This window comes from Gordonibacter sp., from assembly GCF_036667095.1.
Taxonomy (GTDB): Bacteria; Actinomycetota; Coriobacteriia; order Coriobacteriales; family Eggerthellaceae; genus Gordonibacter.
Genome location: NZ_JAVWUP010000010.1, coordinates 21,314 through 37,106 on the forward strand (window position 1 = coordinate 21,314; position 15,793 = coordinate 37,106).

The following is a 15,793-nucleotide window of genomic DNA, read 5'->3' on the forward strand; positions in this document are numbered from 1 at the left end:
ATAGGTGGGAACCGCCGATTCGAGGATATGGACAGCCTGCTCGTCGGTTTTGCCGATGGCAACCTCCAGCTCATCGAGCTTGGCAGCCACCTCATCGTAGCCGATGCCCTGTCCCGTGGATATCATGATGGACGCATTGTCGGTAGGAAGCGTGCTCTCTTCGTCCATGAGCAGTTCCTCGTACATCTTCTCGCCCTCGCGCAGGCCCGTGAACACGATCTGCACGTCCACATCCGGCGTGAGGCCCTGCAACTGAATGAGGCCTTTTGCCAAATCGACGATCTTCACCGGCTCGCCCATGTCCAAAATGAATATCTCGCCGCCATGCGCCATACCGCCCGCTTGGATGACCAGGCGCGATGCCTCCGGGATAGTCATGAAGAAGCGCTCTATGTCGGGATGGGTCACCGTTACGGGACCTCCTGCGGCGATCTGCCGTTGGAATACGGGAATGACGCTGCCGTTGCTGCCGAGCACGTTGCCGAACCGCACGGCCGAGAAGATGGTCTTCGACGTGCGGGCGTAGTACTGCATCACCATCTCTCCCATGCGCTTGGTGGCACCCATGACGCTGGTGGGGTTCACTGCCTTGTCGGTGGAGATGAAGATGAAGCGTGCCGCCGCCGATGCATCGGCGGCGCGCACCACATTCAAGGTGCCGAACACGTTGTTGCGCAGCGCCTCGCGCGGAGCGGCCTCCATGAGCGGCACGTGCTTGTGTGCGGCGGCATGGAACACAGCGCCGGGGAGGTATTTGGCGAATACCTCGTTGACGCGGCCTTGGTCGCACACGCTGCCGATTTCGATGATGACCTCGATGTCGTCATATTCCGCCAGAAGCTCGTTTCTGAGCATATAGGCGTCGTTCTCGTAGATGTCGAATACGACGATGCGTGCTGGAGCCACTTTGCACAGCTGCCGGCAAAGCTCCGAGCCGATAGAGCCGCCCCCGCCGGTGACCAGCACGGTCTCGCCGGCGATGTAGCCCGATACGGCACGGGTGTTCAGCACGATCTCCTCGCGGCCCAGCAGGTCGGCCACGTCGACGTCGCGCAGGCGCACCTCCCCGATCTCGTCGAGCGACAGTTCGCGGATGTTCGGAAGCGTGCGAAGCTTGCAGTCGGTCTTCGTGCATTCGCCGTAGATGCGCTTGCGCTCCTCAAGCGTGGACGACGGGATGGCCACGACGATCTGCTGGATGCCGTGCTTGTCCACCAAATCGACGATGTCGCCGGTATTACCCTCAACCTTCACGCCGTGGACGCGCTGGCCGCGCTTGGAGGGGTCGTCGTCGGTGGCGACGATGGGGATGCCGGGCATGTTGGGGTCCTTCGAGGCCATGCGGCCGATGGCGAGCGAGCCGGTCTCGCCGGCACCGACTACCAGCGTGCGCAACCGATCGCAGGCGCGCTGCTCCGACCCGAGCGCGCGGCGTTTCTGCCGCACCACCCGGTACACCAGCCGGATACCCCCCATAAAGAAGATAAGCAGGAAGCAGGCTACAAAGGAAACGCGGATAGGCAGGCGCGCGTCCATGGCCCAGAGCACCACGGCGCCTATGAGCGTAGCCAGGACCACGGCAAGGACGATCTGCATAGCCTCGTCAATGCTGGCATATTCCCACAAGTTGTTGTACAGGCGAAACACACCCAACACGGCCACGTTGATAAGCGCAACGATGCCCAGCACGAAGAATATCTCGGTGCTGGTGAACACCTCGTCCTCGACAGCGCCCAGAACCGAGGCGAGCCAGTAAGCGGCATACGTGACAGCTATGTCCAAAAACAGCAGCAGGGCTGTTCTTTTTGTGATATGAGCGTCCAAACCCACCCTCGTCTCGTAGGGTTATGCGAAATGAAACGATATTGCCAATCCGCACGGCAACCAAAAGGGTATTGTATACAAAGTACCCTACCGTTGCACAGATCAGTTAAGTTTCAGGAGCTTGTTACATGAAGAAAACAGCCACAGCAATCCCTGCGGAGTCCGCAACGGACGATGCGGGGAATTCCGGCCGACCCCAACCGGCACGCGCAAGCAATATCGATGCCATCGTGTCCTACTTCGAAAGCGGCATCATCGGTGCCGACGAACCGGGCGAAGTGGGCATAGAACTCGAGCACACCATCGTGCGCAACGACAAAAGTCCCGTCTCCTATCACGGCCCGCATGGCGTGGAATGGCTGCTCGGCCAGCTGAAGGAAGATTTTCCGAAAACAACCTGCGACCCCGAGGGAGACCTGCTCGGCGTGGCACGACCCGGCGAGGCCGTAACCATCGAGCCGGCAGCCCAGCTGGAACTTTCTGCCGGGCCCTTCAAGACCTTGGAGGCGGCACGCGCGACGTTCGAAGCATTCGAGAATAAGCTTTCCGAGATGTTGGCACCCGTAGGCCAGCAGGTTCTGACCGAAGGGTACCACCCCACGGCCACTGCCGAAAGCCTGGAGCTTATCCCTAAGAGGCGCTACCAGTTCATGAACCTTTACCTGGGGAACATCGGGCCGTTTGGGCCCCGCATGATGCGCGGGAGCGCCTCGACGCAGGTTTCCATCGACTACTATTCCGTATCCGACTGCCTGCGCAAGCTGCGCCTGGCATTCGCCTTGGTGCCCCTGTTCTCGCTCGTCTGCGACAACTCGCCGGTGTTCGAGGGGAAGCCTCGTACGCACCAGCTGGTCCGTACCGAGATTTGGCAGCACTGCGACCCCAACCGCTGCGGGCTGGTGCCGGGTGCCTTGGACCCCGCGTTCAACCTGCGGCGCTATGCGGAATACCTCTTGGATACGCCGGCTATCCTGGCACCTTGCCGCAAAGAGCAGTGGTGCTATTCCGAGCGCACCTTCGGCGAGATATACGCCGAGCGCACCATGACACGCGGCGAGGTGGAGCACGCCGTGTCGATGCTCTTCAATGATGTGCGGTTGAAAACCTATATCGAGATCAGGCCTGCCGATGCGCTGCCTATCCCCTACGTCATCGCCTACGCAGCTCTTATCAAGGGGCTGTTCTACCATGAAGAGAATCTTGATGCGCTGGACGAGCTGTTTGCCCACGTCGATGCCGATGCGTTCGAAAAGGCCAAAGACGAGCTCATGGCTTGCGGCTACGAGGCGGAAGTATACGGACGGCCCGTTGCATCCTTGGTGGACGAAGTGATGGCGCTCGGCCGCCGCGGGTTGGCCGAGAACGAACGTGCCTACCTTGAGCCTTTGGCGCAACTGGCAGCGCAGCATACCACCTTGGCGAACCTGACGGAGCTGCAGGGCTAGCCATCGAGCTTCGCAACCGACGATCAACCGGAAAGGGCGCACATGGATCACGCAGGAAAAATGGTACGCGTATCGTACAAGGGGTTCTTCGACGACGGAGCCGTGTTCATCGACCAGAGAGCGCAGCCTATCGAGTTCCCCTGCATCGACGGATGGATGCCCCCGGTTTTCATCGAGACGACACGCAGTATGGCCGTAGGCGAAACAAGGACCGTGCGAGTCGGGGCCAACGAGGCGTACGAAGAACATACCGACGAACGCGTCCTCGAGGTCAAACGGGCGAACATACCCGCTTCCGTCAAGCTTGTCGTCGGAGAGATGGTGAACCTGGAGGACCCGACCGGCCAAACCTACCCGGCGCGCCTCATCGAGCTGACCGACGACAAGGCAGTGTTCGACAGGAACCACGATGCCATCGCAAAGGCGCTCAACTTCGAGATAACGCTCTTGGACGTGTCCGACCTGCCAAACCGCACGCGTCCAACAACCGACTTGTGACAACTTGGAGTGAGTTTTCCGGCGCAGAAGAGGCAAAGCGCCGCGCTGGGTTAGACTAGGTTCATTGTTTATTACGCGAGAGGAGCTCGTTCATGAGCAACGAAGGCAAGAAGATCAAGGCGCATTACACCGGCACGCTTGACGACGGCACGAAGTTCGACTCGTCGGTCGACCGCGACGAACCCATCGAGTTCACCTGCGGTGCGGGCCAGATGATCGCCGGCTTCGACAACGCCGTGAAGGACATGGCTCTGGGCGAGAAGAAGACCGTGCATATCCCTGCCGCCGAAGCCTACGGCGAGCGCCGCGAGGACATGGTGCAGAAGGTTCCTGTCGACCAGATCCCCAACGGCGACCAGCTTCCCGTGGGCCAGACGGTCTACATGCACGGACCGGGTGGCCAGCCCTTCCCCGTGTTCGTCCAGTCCATCGAAGACGGCGTTGCCACCTTCGACATGAACCACGAGCTTGCCGGCAAGGACCTCACTTTCGAGATCGAGATCATGGAGATCGCCGACTAGGCGCCAAGCATTCGACAGAAGCGAACACGCGAAGACGTCTGAAGGCGTCTTCGCTTTTTTGAGGCTGTTCAGGCATGCTCTTTGTCCCAACGGTCTCCTCTACGATATGCCTCCAGGGTTGCCCGGTCATAAAGCAATGCCTCGAGCACCGAGGAGGTCATAACCACCACTTCGGCACCATAGGCTTTGACGACGATCGGGCCTCCGGAACAGCACGCTCGTTCCATCACGTCGCATAGGTCGGTCTTGTGGCTATCCATAATTACCGCCTTCCCTTCAGCCGCTTCGACAGATCGAGCAGCCGTTCGTAAAAAGCAAGATCCTCGTTGTGGTTCAGTACTGCAATGCGCTCGGCCATTCGTCGACGACTCTTCCGAACAAGACGATCGGGCGGGTTCAGGCCATAGGCATACGATGGCATCTCGTCGCAATCTTCCGACGAACGACCGGTCCTGCGCTGGTCTACAGGCATCATCATGCAAGCCGCTTTCTCCTGCGCCATGCGTGCTTGCACCCGATCGTACTCGAAGCCAAAGAACGTCATCTCCCAAAATGCGCTCGCCAGGGCGATATAGCGCTCCCGACAACACCAGTCTCCGCCAAGCCATGCCTTGCAAGCAAGGATCTCCTCCCAAGGTGCAAGCGTATAGCTTCGCTCGCCCAGAGCACCCGGCACTTGATCACGCGAGCAATTGCCAGGAGATGCCGCCGAACGACATCGGTGCTTTCTGGTTTTTCCGATGTGGCTGTACGAGGTTGCGAAACCCCCTTTGTCCCGAATGAGCCCCTCAAGACCCGCCGTGTCGCATCGCGGGACAAGCGCCATATGCAGCCTCCACGACACCGACCCCGCGCAAGCATTGAGCAGATACGATGCCTGAGGGGCGAGCAACCAGTCTCGGTTGGCCTTTTTGTCGAGAGGAAGCGATTCCATAGCGTCAAGCGACGCGTCGAGCCTATGCTGCATAGCAGCATAGCGTCCCTTGGATACCCGCACGTCACGGCAGGCAAATTCCTCGATGATAACCTGCTCGAGCAACGCGCGATTGCAGGAGTCGAACAGATCTTGTAGGGTGGGAAGGTCGCGCCAACGAAGGCGCCGAGTGTTCCACAATATCGTGCTGCCCATAGCGGCAAGGCACCTCACTTCCTTACAATTCCTTAGGCTGAGAGGATCTTGCAAGCGTGGTACGGGCGACGAGGAACATCGTCGCCATCTATGGGCTGCGCCTTAGCGTCGCGGATGACAGGCAGGCAGCGCTTGCACTGGCTCTTTCTGTTGTTCCATTATAGCACTTAATGCGAACATTTGTTTGTTTATTTTCCGAAAACGAAATCATCATGGCCGCAACGACCATGATGACGACCGGACCGCCGACCACCGCGGGCGGCGGTATGCGGTCCAGTCAAGGCGGCCGAGCAGGAGAGCGTCGAGATATTCTCTTCGCATGAGGCCAAGCAGCTCGTGCAAGACGGCTCCTACCAGCAAAGCACCTCGCAGCCGTCCTCGGTCACAGCAACCTGTATTTCCCACTGCGCCGTGAGGCTGCCGTCTGCCGTGCGCACGGTCCATCCATTGGAGTCGCTCATATCGATGTCGGGCTGGCCCGCGTTGACCATAGGCTCGATAGTGAACACCAGACCGGGCACGAGCACCATGCCCTCGCCTGCGTTGGCGGCGAAACTGACGAACGGGTCCTCGTGGAAGTCCAGCCCGATGCCATGGCCTCCGAACTCGCGCACAACCGAATAGCCTGCACGCTCGGCCACCTCGCGCGCCGCCTGGCCGACATCGCCGACGAAACCCCAGGGCTTGACCTGGGCCAGTCCGGCTTCGACGGACTCCTTGGTCACCTGCACCAAGCGTTCGCGCTCCGCATCGACCTCTCCGATGCAGAACATGCGCGACGAATCGGAGTAGTAGCCGTCCAAGATAGTGGAGCAGTCCACGTTCACGATATCGCCTTCGCACAGCACCTCGTCGTCGGACGGGATGCCGTGGCACACCACCTCGTTGACCGAGGTGCACACGCTTTTGGGGAAGCCCTCGTAGTCCAGAGGAGCCGGGATCGCACCCCGTTCGACCGTATAGTCGTGCACCCAGCGATCGATCTCGCCTGTCGTGGTGTCCGGACCGATGTGTTCGGCCACGTAATCGAGGGCACCGACGTTCACCGCCGCGCTGCGCTTGATGCCCTCGATGTCGGCCGCCGACTTCAGCAGCGAGCGAGAGGGGACTTCGAGCCCTTGGTCGGCAAGCGCCTGCAAGCGTTCGTCGAAAGACAGGTGGCACTTCTTGTATTTCTTGCCGCTACCGCACCAGCACCCATCGTTGCGGGCCGGCTGAGCTTCTCCGTCGTACATGCAGATTCCTTTCAGGCGCAAGATCGCTACCCCGCGAGCTGCGCCAGCTTTTTGAACGTGTTGGCATTACGAATGGTAATGCTGCCGCACACGGACGTCGACACCCGAAAGCCTACCCGCGAACCTCGGCTCCCGTGGCGCCGCACACCTTCTTCACCAGACGCTCATGGGCCTTGTCCACTTCCTCGCCGGTAAGCGTGCGATCGGCCGCGCGGTACACCAGCGCATAGGCCATCGACTTCTTGCCAGCACCTACGCGCTCCTCGTCGCGGTACACGTCGAACAGGCGCACGTCTTCCAGCAGCTTGCCGCCAGCCGAGGTCATGCACTGCACCAGGCGCTCGTGGGTCACGCCCTCGTCAACGACGAAAGCCACGTCCATGGATACCGCCGGGAAGGTGGGTACGTCCACGTAGTCGCGTGCCGGGCGGGAGGCTCGCACGAGCGCGTCCACGTCCAGCTCGAACGCCACCACCGGTGCGGCGGCATCGAAGGCGTCCACAGCCAACGGGTGCAGCTCGCCCACCCAGCCGAGCACCGTGCCGCCCGAGAGCACCTGCGCTGCCCGACCGGGCTGCAGATGGGGTGCTTCTTCACCATCCAGCGCCTTGAAACGCAGCTTCGGCAACGCCAGCTCGCGCGCCAGGCTCTCCACAGCACCCTTGCCATCGAAGAAGTCGAACGCTGCTATCTGCGCGTTCCAGCCCCCCTCGCGCATAGCACCCGCCATGACCGCGGCCAGGCGACGGCGCTCCTTGGGCTGCTTGCGGCCCTCGGCGGCGAAGAACACGGCACCCACCTCGTAGAGCTGGACGTTCTTCACGCCGCGGCTCTGGTTGTACGCCACGTTGCGCACAAGGCCGGGGACGATGCTCTGGCGCATGACGGACTGGTCGGCATTCAGGGGGTTGATCAGCTCCACCGGCTCGCCTAGCCCCTCGGGGGACATGCGCAAACGACCAAGATCGCCCGGCTCAGCAAACGAGTAGGTCATCGTCTCGTTCAGACCGCAGCTGCGCATGGTGTCGCCCACGACATCGAGCAGGTGTTCTTCCTCCGAACGCGTGCCCACGCGCCCGCGACCACCCGGCAGCGTGGAGGGAATACGATCCATGCCCCACAGGCGCAGCACCTCCTCGTACAGGTCGATCTCGCGCTCCAGATCGGGGCGGAAGGTGGGTGCCACCACCGCAAGCACATCCGCGTCGGACGTGCCGCCCACGATACAACCTAGACGCGCCAGAATGTCCACAATGTCCTCGCGCGGAATGTCGGCGCCTATCAGGGCGCAGAAACGCGGAATGCGGAACTCCAGGTCGATGGGCCGCGTTGCCTCAAGGTACACCTCCACCAGACCAGGGCACACAGTGCCGCCCGATACTTCGGCGAGGAGGGCGGCGGCGAAATCGGCGTTGGCCGCAACGGGATTGTCGTCCACCCCGCGCTCGTAGCGCATGGAGGCTTCGCTGATGAGGCCCAGGTTGCGGCTGGTGCGGCTCGTGTGGGCCCGATCGAAGGTGGCCGCCTCCAGAAGCACCGTCGTGGTAGCGTCGGTAACCTCGGTTTCGAGCCCCCCCATGACACCGGCCAACGCCACCGCACGCTCAGGCGTGGCAATGACGGTCATGTCGGACGTAAGGCGACGCTCCTCCCCGTCGAGCGTGGTGAACAGCTCGCCGTCCTGCGCCGGACGCACAACGATATGCGCCTTGCCGTCCGACCCTGCCAACTGGTCGAAGTCGAACGCATGCAGCGGCTGGCCCAGCAAGAACAAGATGTAGTTCGTCACGTCCACGATATTGTTGATGGAGCGCGCGCCCAACGCTGCAACGCGTTCGGCCAGCCAATCGGGGCTCGGGCCCACTTTCACGCCGTGGATGACGCGCGCCGTGTAGCGGCGGCAGCGAGACGAGTCGGCGATGTCGATTGACACCAGGTCGGCCGCCGGCGTTGCAGACGTATCTTCCGTGAGCTCGCGCGTCGGGTACGTTACGTCGGTGCGGTACATCGCCCCCACCTCGCGCGCCATACCAGCCACCGACAGGCAGTCGGGACGGTTCGGTGTGACCTCCAGGTCCAGCACCGTATCGGAGAGTTGGGCATACTCGGCGAACGGCACGCCAACCGGCGCACCCTCGGGCAGGATCATAATACCCTCATGATCGCTCCCCAACCCCAGCTCGCGTGTCGAGCAGTTCATACCCATGCTGGTCACGCCTCGCAGCTTCGACTTCTTGATCTTGATGTCGCCGGGCAGCTCAGCACCCACCATCGCCGTGACGATATGGTCGCCCGCGTTGAAGTTCTGCGCGCCGCACACGATCTGCAACGGTTCGGGCGCGCCGTCGGCACCGAGATTTTGCGCACCCACATCCACCGTGGTCACCCACATATGGTCGGAGTCGGGATGCTGCTCCTTCGTGAGCACTTTGCCCGTGACGATGCGGTCGAAGGCTGCACCCGTCTTCTCCACCGCCTCCACGCCCGTACCCGTCAAATCGAGCCGATCGCAGAGGGCCTTCACATCCCCAGGAACCTCGACATATTCAGCAAGCCATTTCAGAGATATCTTCATTACTGCTTCCTATCCGTTCATTTCCGGCTTCGCCGGAACAGGATTTTTCTTCCTACCAAGCCGCCCTGCAGAGCAACCTGCCCGATGCAGACGAAACTCGCCGAGCACACACGCAATCCCGACAGCCCCGCGAAGGGACATTTGGCGATGCCCGCCAAGCGAGTTTCCCCTTCGAGGACCTGCTCCGCTTCGTTTCGCGGCGCCGCACCTCTTGAGCCGAAACGTCCAGCGGGCGTTTCGTGCGAGCAGGACTGTTCGAGCGACGGGGCGTTGCCAAACGTCCCGCCAGAAACCCTAAAACTGCCGCAAGAACCGCATGTCGCCTTCTACCAGCATGCGCAAATCAGGCACGTTGTACTTCAAGCAGGCGATACGCTCTACCCCCATGCCGAACGCAAAGCCGGAATACTCCTCCGGGTCGATGCCCGACATGCGCAGCACGTTCGGGTCCACCATGCCGCAGCCAAGTATTTCCAGCCAGCCCGTTCCCTTGCAGAAACGGCAGCCCTCGCCGTGGCAGATGCCGCAGCTCACGTCGACTTCGGCCGAAGGCTCCGTGAACGGGAAGTAGTGGGCGCGGAAACGCGTTTTGCGCTCGGGCCCGAACATCTGCTTGCACAGGTAGTCGAGCGTGCCCTTGAGGTCGCCGAACGTGATGCCCTTGTCCACCACTAAGCCCTCGATCTGCGTAAACTGGGGCAAATGCGACGGATCCGCCACGTCGCGGCGATACACTTTGCCCGGCGCGATCACGAAGATAGGCAGCTTCTGATCCTCCATGGCGTGCACCTGAACGCCGGAGGTCTGCGTACGCAGCAGCACGTCGGACTCTCCGCGCACGGCCACCTCGTCGCCGGAGCGGTCGACCACGTAAAACGTGTCAGCCAGGCTGCGGCTGGGGTGGTCGGCGGGAGCGTTCAGCGCTTCAAAGTTGTAGTAGTCGGTCTCCACCTCGGGGCCTTGGGCCACGGTATAGCCCAACCCCAGGAACACTTCGGATATCTCGTCGGCGATGCGGTTGATAAGGTGGCGGGTACCCCTTTGCTGGGCACGACCCGGCAGCGTCACATCCACCGCAGCCGCGTCGATGGCGGCCGAAAGCTCGACAGCATCGAGAGCGGTCTTGCGTGCGACCAGCGCCTCCTCGACAGCGGCGCGCACCTCGTTCACCGCCTTGCCCACGGCGGCGCGTTCCTCTTTCGCCACCTGCCCCATCTGCCGCAGGTAACCCGTGAGGGTGCCCGCACGACCCAGCACACCCACACGCACCAGCTCGAGCGCCGCCGACGTATCCGCCGCAGCAATCGCACCGAGCGTCTGCGTGCGCAGAACCTCCAACTCCTCCATCAATGCCATAACGCCCGTCCCTTTCCGTCTCTTACTATCCGCACGTGCAGCTACGCAACAAAAAAAGAGTCTTCTCTCGTTCTTGTTTCCAGGGATTGACCCCCGATCCAAGGACGAGAGAAGACTCTCGCGGTACCACCTCGGTTGACGCCTTGCCCCGCATCGCAGCCAGGCAACCGACTGCGAGTGGACAAGCCGTCCGCTCTTGTGCTCTGTTACGGGAGCGCCCGTCGCATCCTACTAACCGTCTCGTCCCACCCACCAGGGAGCGTCCGCGTTCAAAGGCACTGCTCGGAAGGGAATCGCCGCACGTGCCGCCCAGGGTCTTTCAGCCGATGGAACCCTGTCTCTGATGACGACGCTTGCGCACGGCGCTGTCTTCGTCGTTGCATGTATCGATGGAGTATAGCGCATTCCTCGCGGTGGGTGAGGAAATTTCACAAGCACACCGCGAGGATAATATCCGTCCGGACTGGCAGCCGGGTTGGTTGAAATGCTACCGCACCCCCGTGCTCCCTGTAAAAACTCAACCTACGAGGATAGTGTCCCAAACACTTGAGGGCACTAGCTAAGGTAGAGGGAATACACATAGCCCGTGGTGTTACCAAACTTCACCTGGTACCAATCGCCTGCCACATCAAGCACATTCACCGTCGTACCCGCGCTGAACGAACCGATGATGGTGCCATTAGTGCTTGGCTCCGTGCGCACGTTGAGAGGCGCGGTGGTGGTAAGCTGGTTCATCGTGCTGTCCGTGGCCTCACTCGGAGGATCAGCCTTATAGCCGCCTTGGCCGAAACCCAGATACGCGCCGTAGCAGTACGCCTCAACGCCATTGAAGGTTACCGTGAACCAGCCGTCGTGTTTGGCGACAACCGGCACACCCTCATCGACCTTCAGCGATCCAAGAATGCGGCTGTCGGTATTGGGCTGCTCGCGCACATTGAGCGGGTCGGTAGCGTACATGGTAGTGGTCTTGCCGTCGCGAACAGTGCCGTCCTGCGAACCTTCGAAGTTCAGGAACTGGTAGTAGCAGAAGCCCTCTTTGTCCTGATAGGTCACATGGTACCACCCGTCGTTGGTCATACCGTGCACCGCGACCGATGTACCCTGAGGCATAACATCCATGACGTTGCCGTTGATGTTCGATGCATCGCGCAGGTTGAGCGGCGCTGTCGTAGCCATGGTCGTAACGGTTTCGGCGGCGAAGGCTGTTGTGGCCAAGCCAGCTGTAAGCAGGAGTGCTGCACCCAGCCCGCCGATTGTTGCCTTGCAAAACTTTGCAATACCCATAGAGCCTCCTCGATGTTGGTGTGCCAGACTGCCGTCCCCCCTTCGAGAGGTCAGACACAATTCATAGTATCATTGCAAGCAGAAGGACATGACCGGCCCGAGCCGTTCAAACATTCGTTGAAACCGAGGATGAGCACAGAATCACCAGGGACCGCAATCCCGAGAAACCGCCTGCTACAAGAACCGATAGCTCACCGTGCGCAGGCCCCAGTCGTTGCACGACGAGAAGCCGAACGCTTTCCATACACCGGGTTGCAGATCCAGCACGCGGCTGCCGCCTCCCATGCCGCCGCAGTCGTTCACGGTAGCGAACACGGTCATGCCGTTGTAGGATATCTCGACCGTACGGCCGTAGTACTGCCAGTAGTGTGGCCACGCCATCGGCACCGCGACGCCCATGGAATTGTCGTCGCACACCTCGCCGGTGGCCGTCGTGCCAGGGTTGGGGGTATAAGGGTCGGTCGAGCCGCCGTAAGCCGAAGCCGTGCCCGTCGACCAGCCGGCATCGCTTCCACCGGAGCCTCCACCGGGGTCGGGCGTCGGCGCCGGAGGAGTCGGATCGGGGTTTGGCTGGACGGGGGTTTCCGGCGCAGCGGGACGGTCGACCGTGTTGGCGCCTTCGTCCACGACCGGCTCGGTTACCGCACCTCGCGCGGCCATCTCATCGGCTTTCTGCTTCAGTGCGGCCAAACGCGCCGTATAGTCGTCCTGGGCACCTTGCAGCTTGGTGGTCGCCTCGGCAACCACTTGGTCGGCTTCCGCCTTCTTCGCTGCTATCTCGGAGAGCTTCTTGTCTTGCTCGTCTTTTTGCGCGTTCAGGTCCTCCACGATGGCATCGAATCGCTGCGAGCGGGCCTTCTGTTCCTCGATCACCTGCGCCTGGTGCTGGGTGACCGTTGAAAGGTAGTACAGGTTGCGTACTAACTCGTCGAAATCGGCCGCCTCGAGCACCAGCGTCACCAGCGACTGGGCCGAGCCGCTACGATACTCGAATTTCGCCGTTTTCCCCAGGGCGACACGACCCTCGATCACCGCTTGCTGTGTCTCCATGGCCTGCGCCGCCGTCTCGTCGATGCGCTGCTGCAGTGCAGCGGCATCCTGCTCAAGGGAAACGTACTCGGCGGCAAGATCCTGCATGCGCGACTCGGCACCGCCAAGCGTCGTCTGGGCATGGTCCACCGCCTGCTGCTCCGCTGCCGCGTCAGCCACCTCGTCGGCCTGCGCAGCCTTTGGGAAAAGCGGGGCCATAGTGCAGGCCAGCGCCATCGAAAGCAGCCAGCAAAGCGCCCCGCCTCCCTGAAGCCTGCGCTTTTGGGATACGGTCCGTGCCATCGGCTTCGCTATCGAACGTGCATTCGGCTCCATGAAATACCCCTAGGCCGCAAGCAGCCGGTCGTGCGCTGCAGCCAGCGCGGCGATCAGATTCTTGATAAGCGGCTCGTTGTCGGTAAAATACTCGTCGTCGTAGTCGGCATCGGACATGACCGCGATAAGGTAGTCGCCCGATGGGCCCCGCACGATGCCCGCATCGTTCAGGGCGCCCATGTTAAACCTCGGAGTGTCTATCTCGTAGCCCGGCTTCGCCAGCACCCGGTAGCCGCCACCCAGCGTTTGCCGAATGAACGAGGTGCCCGTCTGGGAAAGCAGGCCTTCGCTCAAAGATGCGTTTGCGCTACCGCTCTTAAGGTACCCTCCGACGCTCAGCCAAAGCTTCGCTAGGTCCCGAGGCGTATAGAACGGGTACCACTCGCCTTGCCAAGCTGCCGCGTCCACGCCGGCCGAGGCAGCCCACGCCTCGAACCCTTCGCTATAGTTCTCACGCAGCAGCGCGTAGCCTGTGTTGTCGGAGTGCACGATAGTATTAGAAAGCACCGTGCCCAGATCGTAGGTATCCACCTGGTCGAAAGCCATGATGCCGGTGCCTTCCTGCACCGCGTCTTCAAAGACCTCGTCAGCCAGCTGGGCCCGCCCGCTGTCCAGAAACTCCTGGGCGACATAGGCAACATAGGGAGCCTTGACCGTGCTGGCCGAAAAGATCGAGACATCGGCATTGTAGCCCAAACCACGTTCGGCCTTGAAATCGTATACCACGAAGCCCGCCTCCCATCCAGCGTCGCCGAACGCCGCAAGCGCCGCGGCAACATCGGGGATTTCGCCCGCATCGAGCACCCGCTGGGAACCTGCCGCCTCGAAGAGGTTGACCTCCGCCGCACCCGTTGCTGCATCGAGGGCCGTAGGGGCCGTTTCGGGCCGCGCAGACCGATCGTCCTCAGGCGCTGAAGCAGCCCCCTCGGAGGGCGCACCCGTCGCGTTGACTGCTGCTCCCAGGACGAAAACAGGTTCTTCCAGACGCACGGCGGCAGTGCTCAGAGCCATCACCGCGCCGAAGAGCACCGCGACCGAGCATGTCGCAGCTGCGACGACCTTAGACCAGCCGGGAAGGTGCCTGAACCACCGAGCGATACGCCTTTTCGCTGTCGTAAGACCTTGAGCCACGTAACCCCTCTAACAATATAGGCGAGCACACCCACCAACGCGCCGCCGCTTCTTCGTTTGTAAGCGCCCAAGGCGCTGCTCGAAGAAGTATTCCCTATAGCCCCGAGAGGGGCAAGCCCGCACCAGGCAATCAACAGAGGATAGCCACCTGCACTTCACAAGCCGCTCGGAGCAAAAGCTCCGGATACCGAGCCATCGCGCGCGCTCCGTCCTCTTTCTTTGCTCCCGAGCGCTCCGCAAGATGCCTCCGTTGCTTCCGTGATAGTATGGGCGATGCAGCCCGCACGGCACCCCACCTTGGCCATGTCATATGACCAGGTGCACGGCTTCACTCGACAAAAAACAGCACGAAAGGCCCCCGTGGAACCGAGCAGAACGAACAACGGCTTTCCCTCGGCAACGCGCAACGCCCCGCACGTTCGCCTTGCCGCCCCCGAAGATTCAGAGGGCATCCGTGCCGTATACGCACCTTACTTGGACACGCCCATCACGTTCGAGGAGGCAATTCCTCCTGCCGAGGAGTTCCGCGCGCGCATGGGCGGCATTCTTGCCACCTACCCCTGCCTCGTGGCTGAGAACAACGGGGTCATTGTCGGCTACGCGTACGCGCATCGGCAGGCGGAGCGGGAGGCGTACGGGTGGAATGCCGAGCTTTCAGTGTACTTGGCACACGAGGCATGCGGCTTCGGCCTGGGCGGCACGCTGTACCGCGCCTTGATCGAGCTGGTGCGTGCTCAAGGCGTGAAGTGCGCCTATGCGCTGGTCACCGTACCGAATGCGGCAAGCGAACGCCTACATGAGGCTTTTGGCTTCCAGCTTATGGCCACACAACGCAACGCGGGATACACCTGCGGGTCGTGGCGCGACGTTGCCTGGTACACGCTGGCGCTCTCAGAATTCGATGCCGATCCTCCACCGGTCGTTCCCTTCCCTCACCTCGACCCCCTCGTCGTACGCACCGCAATCGAGAAAGCCAACCGAGAACTTACGATGCGCTCGCGTTCAAACAACGCACCCGATACCGGAATACCCCAGTAAGCCAGCGCCGGAAAGGACACGCACCGTGCAGCAAGCGCGCCTGTTCGAGATCATCTACCTGCTGATGGAGCGCTCGCCGCGCACGACCGGCGAGCTGGCGCGCCGGCTGGAGGTATCCGCGCGCACCGTGCGGCGCGATGTCGATGCGCTGTCCTCCACCGGCGTCCCGGTGTATATGACCCGCGGCAAAGGCGGCGGCGTGCACCTTATGGATGGCTACGTTTTGAACAAGTCGCTTATCAGCGACCAAGAACAAGATGACATCCTCGCCGCCCTGTCCGCCCTAGAAACCACCGGCGCGGTTGATTCGCGCACAACGAGCGAGCGGATAGCCCGTCTGTTCCAGCGCGAGAGCACCGACTGGCTGGACATCGACTTCTCGTTTTGGGGCG

14 protein-coding genes are annotated in these 15,793 nt (G+C 61.7%); 5 read left to right on the forward strand and 9 right to left on the reverse strand.

Features of this window, described 5'->3' with window-relative positions:
* Positions 1-1,824: nucleoside-diphosphate sugar epimerase/dehydratase (locus tag RR842_RS02155; protein WP_332722367.1), on the reverse strand; the 1,824-nt coding region annotated here is incomplete at its 3' end.
* Positions 1,825-1,952: 128 nt separating this feature from the next.
* On the opposite strand from RR842_RS02155, the gene RR842_RS02160 reads away from it, so the two are divergent.
* The 3 genes from RR842_RS02160 to RR842_RS02170 all read left to right on the forward strand — a co-directional run bounded on the left by RR842_RS02160 (position 1,953) and on the right by RR842_RS02170 (position 4,288).
* The gene (locus tag RR842_RS02160) at positions 1,953-3,269 is read left to right on the forward strand and encodes a glutamate-cysteine ligase family protein (protein ID WP_332512083.1); all 1,317 of its coding nucleotides are present in this window, start codon (positions 1,953-1,955) and stop codon (positions 3,267-3,269) included.
* Between the two features lie 42 nt (positions 3,270-3,311).
* Positions 3,312-3,767 (forward strand): FKBP-type peptidyl-prolyl cis-trans isomerase, encoded by a 456-nt coding sequence (locus tag RR842_RS02165; RefSeq protein ID WP_332512085.1) that lies wholly within the window; start codon positions 3,312-3,314, stop codon positions 3,765-3,767.
* A gap of 92 nt (positions 3,768-3,859) precedes the next feature.
* The gene (locus RR842_RS02170) at positions 3,860-4,288 is read left to right on the forward strand and encodes a peptidylprolyl isomerase (RefSeq protein WP_332521073.1); all 429 of its coding nucleotides are present in this window, start codon (positions 3,860-3,862) and stop codon (positions 4,286-4,288) included.
* A gap of 68 nt (positions 4,289-4,356) precedes the next feature.
* Here the strand turns inward: RR842_RS02170 and RR842_RS02175 are convergent, their stop codons facing one another.
* From RR842_RS02175 to RR842_RS02210, 8 genes are all read right to left on the reverse strand, one after another.
* On the reverse strand, positions 4,357-4,548 hold the full coding sequence (locus RR842_RS02175; protein ID WP_332512088.1) for a hypothetical protein: 192 nt from the start codon (positions 4,546-4,548) through the stop codon (positions 4,357-4,359).
* Between the two features lie 2 nt (positions 4,549-4,550).
* Positions 4,551-5,417 (reverse strand): hypothetical protein, encoded by an 867-nt coding sequence (locus RR842_RS02180; RefSeq protein WP_332728899.1) that lies wholly within the window; start codon positions 5,415-5,417, stop codon positions 4,551-4,553.
* 350 nt (positions 5,418-5,767) lie between these two features.
* On the reverse strand, positions 5,768-6,652 hold the full coding sequence (locus tag RR842_RS02185; RefSeq protein WP_332565559.1) for a methionyl aminopeptidase: 885 nt from the start codon (positions 6,650-6,652) through the stop codon (positions 5,768-5,770).
* Positions 6,653-6,764: 112 nt separating this feature from the next.
* A complete protein-coding gene (gene pheT, locus RR842_RS02190; RefSeq protein ID WP_332728900.1) occupies positions 6,765-9,227 on the reverse strand; it encodes a phenylalanine--tRNA ligase subunit beta in 2,463 nt (820 codons plus the stop codon).
* A gap of 294 nt (positions 9,228-9,521) precedes the next feature.
* A complete protein-coding gene (pheS, locus tag RR842_RS02195) occupies positions 9,522-10,583 on the reverse strand; it encodes a phenylalanine--tRNA ligase subunit alpha (protein ID WP_332728901.1) in 1,062 nt (353 codons plus the stop codon).
* Between the two features lie 555 nt (positions 10,584-11,138).
* Entirely contained in the window at positions 11,139-11,867 is a 729-nt protein-coding gene (locus RR842_RS02200) for an SH3 domain-containing protein (RefSeq protein ID WP_332521719.1), read from the reverse strand.
* Between the two features lie 174 nt (positions 11,868-12,041).
* Positions 12,042-13,232, reverse strand: coding sequence for a hypothetical protein (locus RR842_RS02205; RefSeq protein ID WP_332723973.1), 1,191 nt, complete (start codon positions 13,230-13,232; stop codon positions 12,042-12,044).
* Positions 13,233-13,241: 9 nt separating this feature from the next.
* Positions 13,242-14,363, reverse strand: coding sequence for a serine hydrolase (locus RR842_RS02210; RefSeq protein ID WP_332553764.1), 1,122 nt, complete (start codon positions 14,361-14,363; stop codon positions 13,242-13,244).
* A gap of 360 nt (positions 14,364-14,723) precedes the next feature.
* Between RR842_RS02210 and RR842_RS02215 the strand changes: the two genes are divergently transcribed.
* Positions 14,724-15,401, forward strand: coding sequence for an N-acetyltransferase family protein (locus RR842_RS02215; RefSeq protein ID WP_332728903.1), 678 nt, complete (start codon positions 14,724-14,726; stop codon positions 15,399-15,401).
* 25 nt (positions 15,402-15,426) lie between these two features.
* Positions 15,427-15,793, forward strand: a 367-nt coding sequence (locus RR842_RS02220; protein ID WP_332728904.1) for an HTH domain-containing protein, incomplete at its 3' end; no start/stop codon positions are given.

Coding starts and splice junctions, on each gene's coding strand:
- RR842_RS02160 (WP_332512083.1), top strand. CDS start 1,953: ATGAAGAAAACAGCCACAGCAATCCCTGCGGAGTCCGCAACGGACGAT.
- RR842_RS02165 (WP_332512085.1), top strand. CDS start 3,312: ATGGATCACGCAGGAAAAATGGTACGCGTATCGTACAAGGGGTTCTTC.
- RR842_RS02170 (WP_332521073.1), top strand. CDS start 3,860: ATGAGCAACGAAGGCAAGAAGATCAAGGCGCATTACACCGGCACGCTT.
- RR842_RS02175 (WP_332512088.1), bottom strand. CDS start 4,548: ATGGATAGCCACAAGACCGACCTATGCGACGTGATGGAACGAGCGTGC.
- RR842_RS02180 (WP_332728899.1), bottom strand. CDS start 5,417: ATGGGCAGCACGATATTGTGGAACACTCGGCGCCTTCGTTGGCGCGAC.
- RR842_RS02185 (WP_332565559.1), bottom strand. CDS start 6,652: ATGTACGACGGAGAAGCTCAGCCGGCCCGCAACGATGGGTGCTGGTGC.
- pheT (WP_332728900.1), bottom strand. CDS start 9,227: ATGAAGATATCTCTGAAATGGCTTGCTGAATATGTCGAGGTTCCTGGG.
- pheS (WP_332728901.1), bottom strand. CDS start 10,583: ATGGCATTGATGGAGGAGTTGGAGGTTCTGCGCACGCAGACGCTCGGT.
- RR842_RS02200 (WP_332521719.1), bottom strand. CDS start 11,867: ATGGGTATTGCAAAGTTTTGCAAGGCAACAATCGGCGGGCTGGGTGCA.
- RR842_RS02205 (WP_332723973.1), bottom strand. CDS start 13,232: ATGGAGCCGAATGCACGTTCGATAGCGAAGCCGATGGCACGGACCGTA.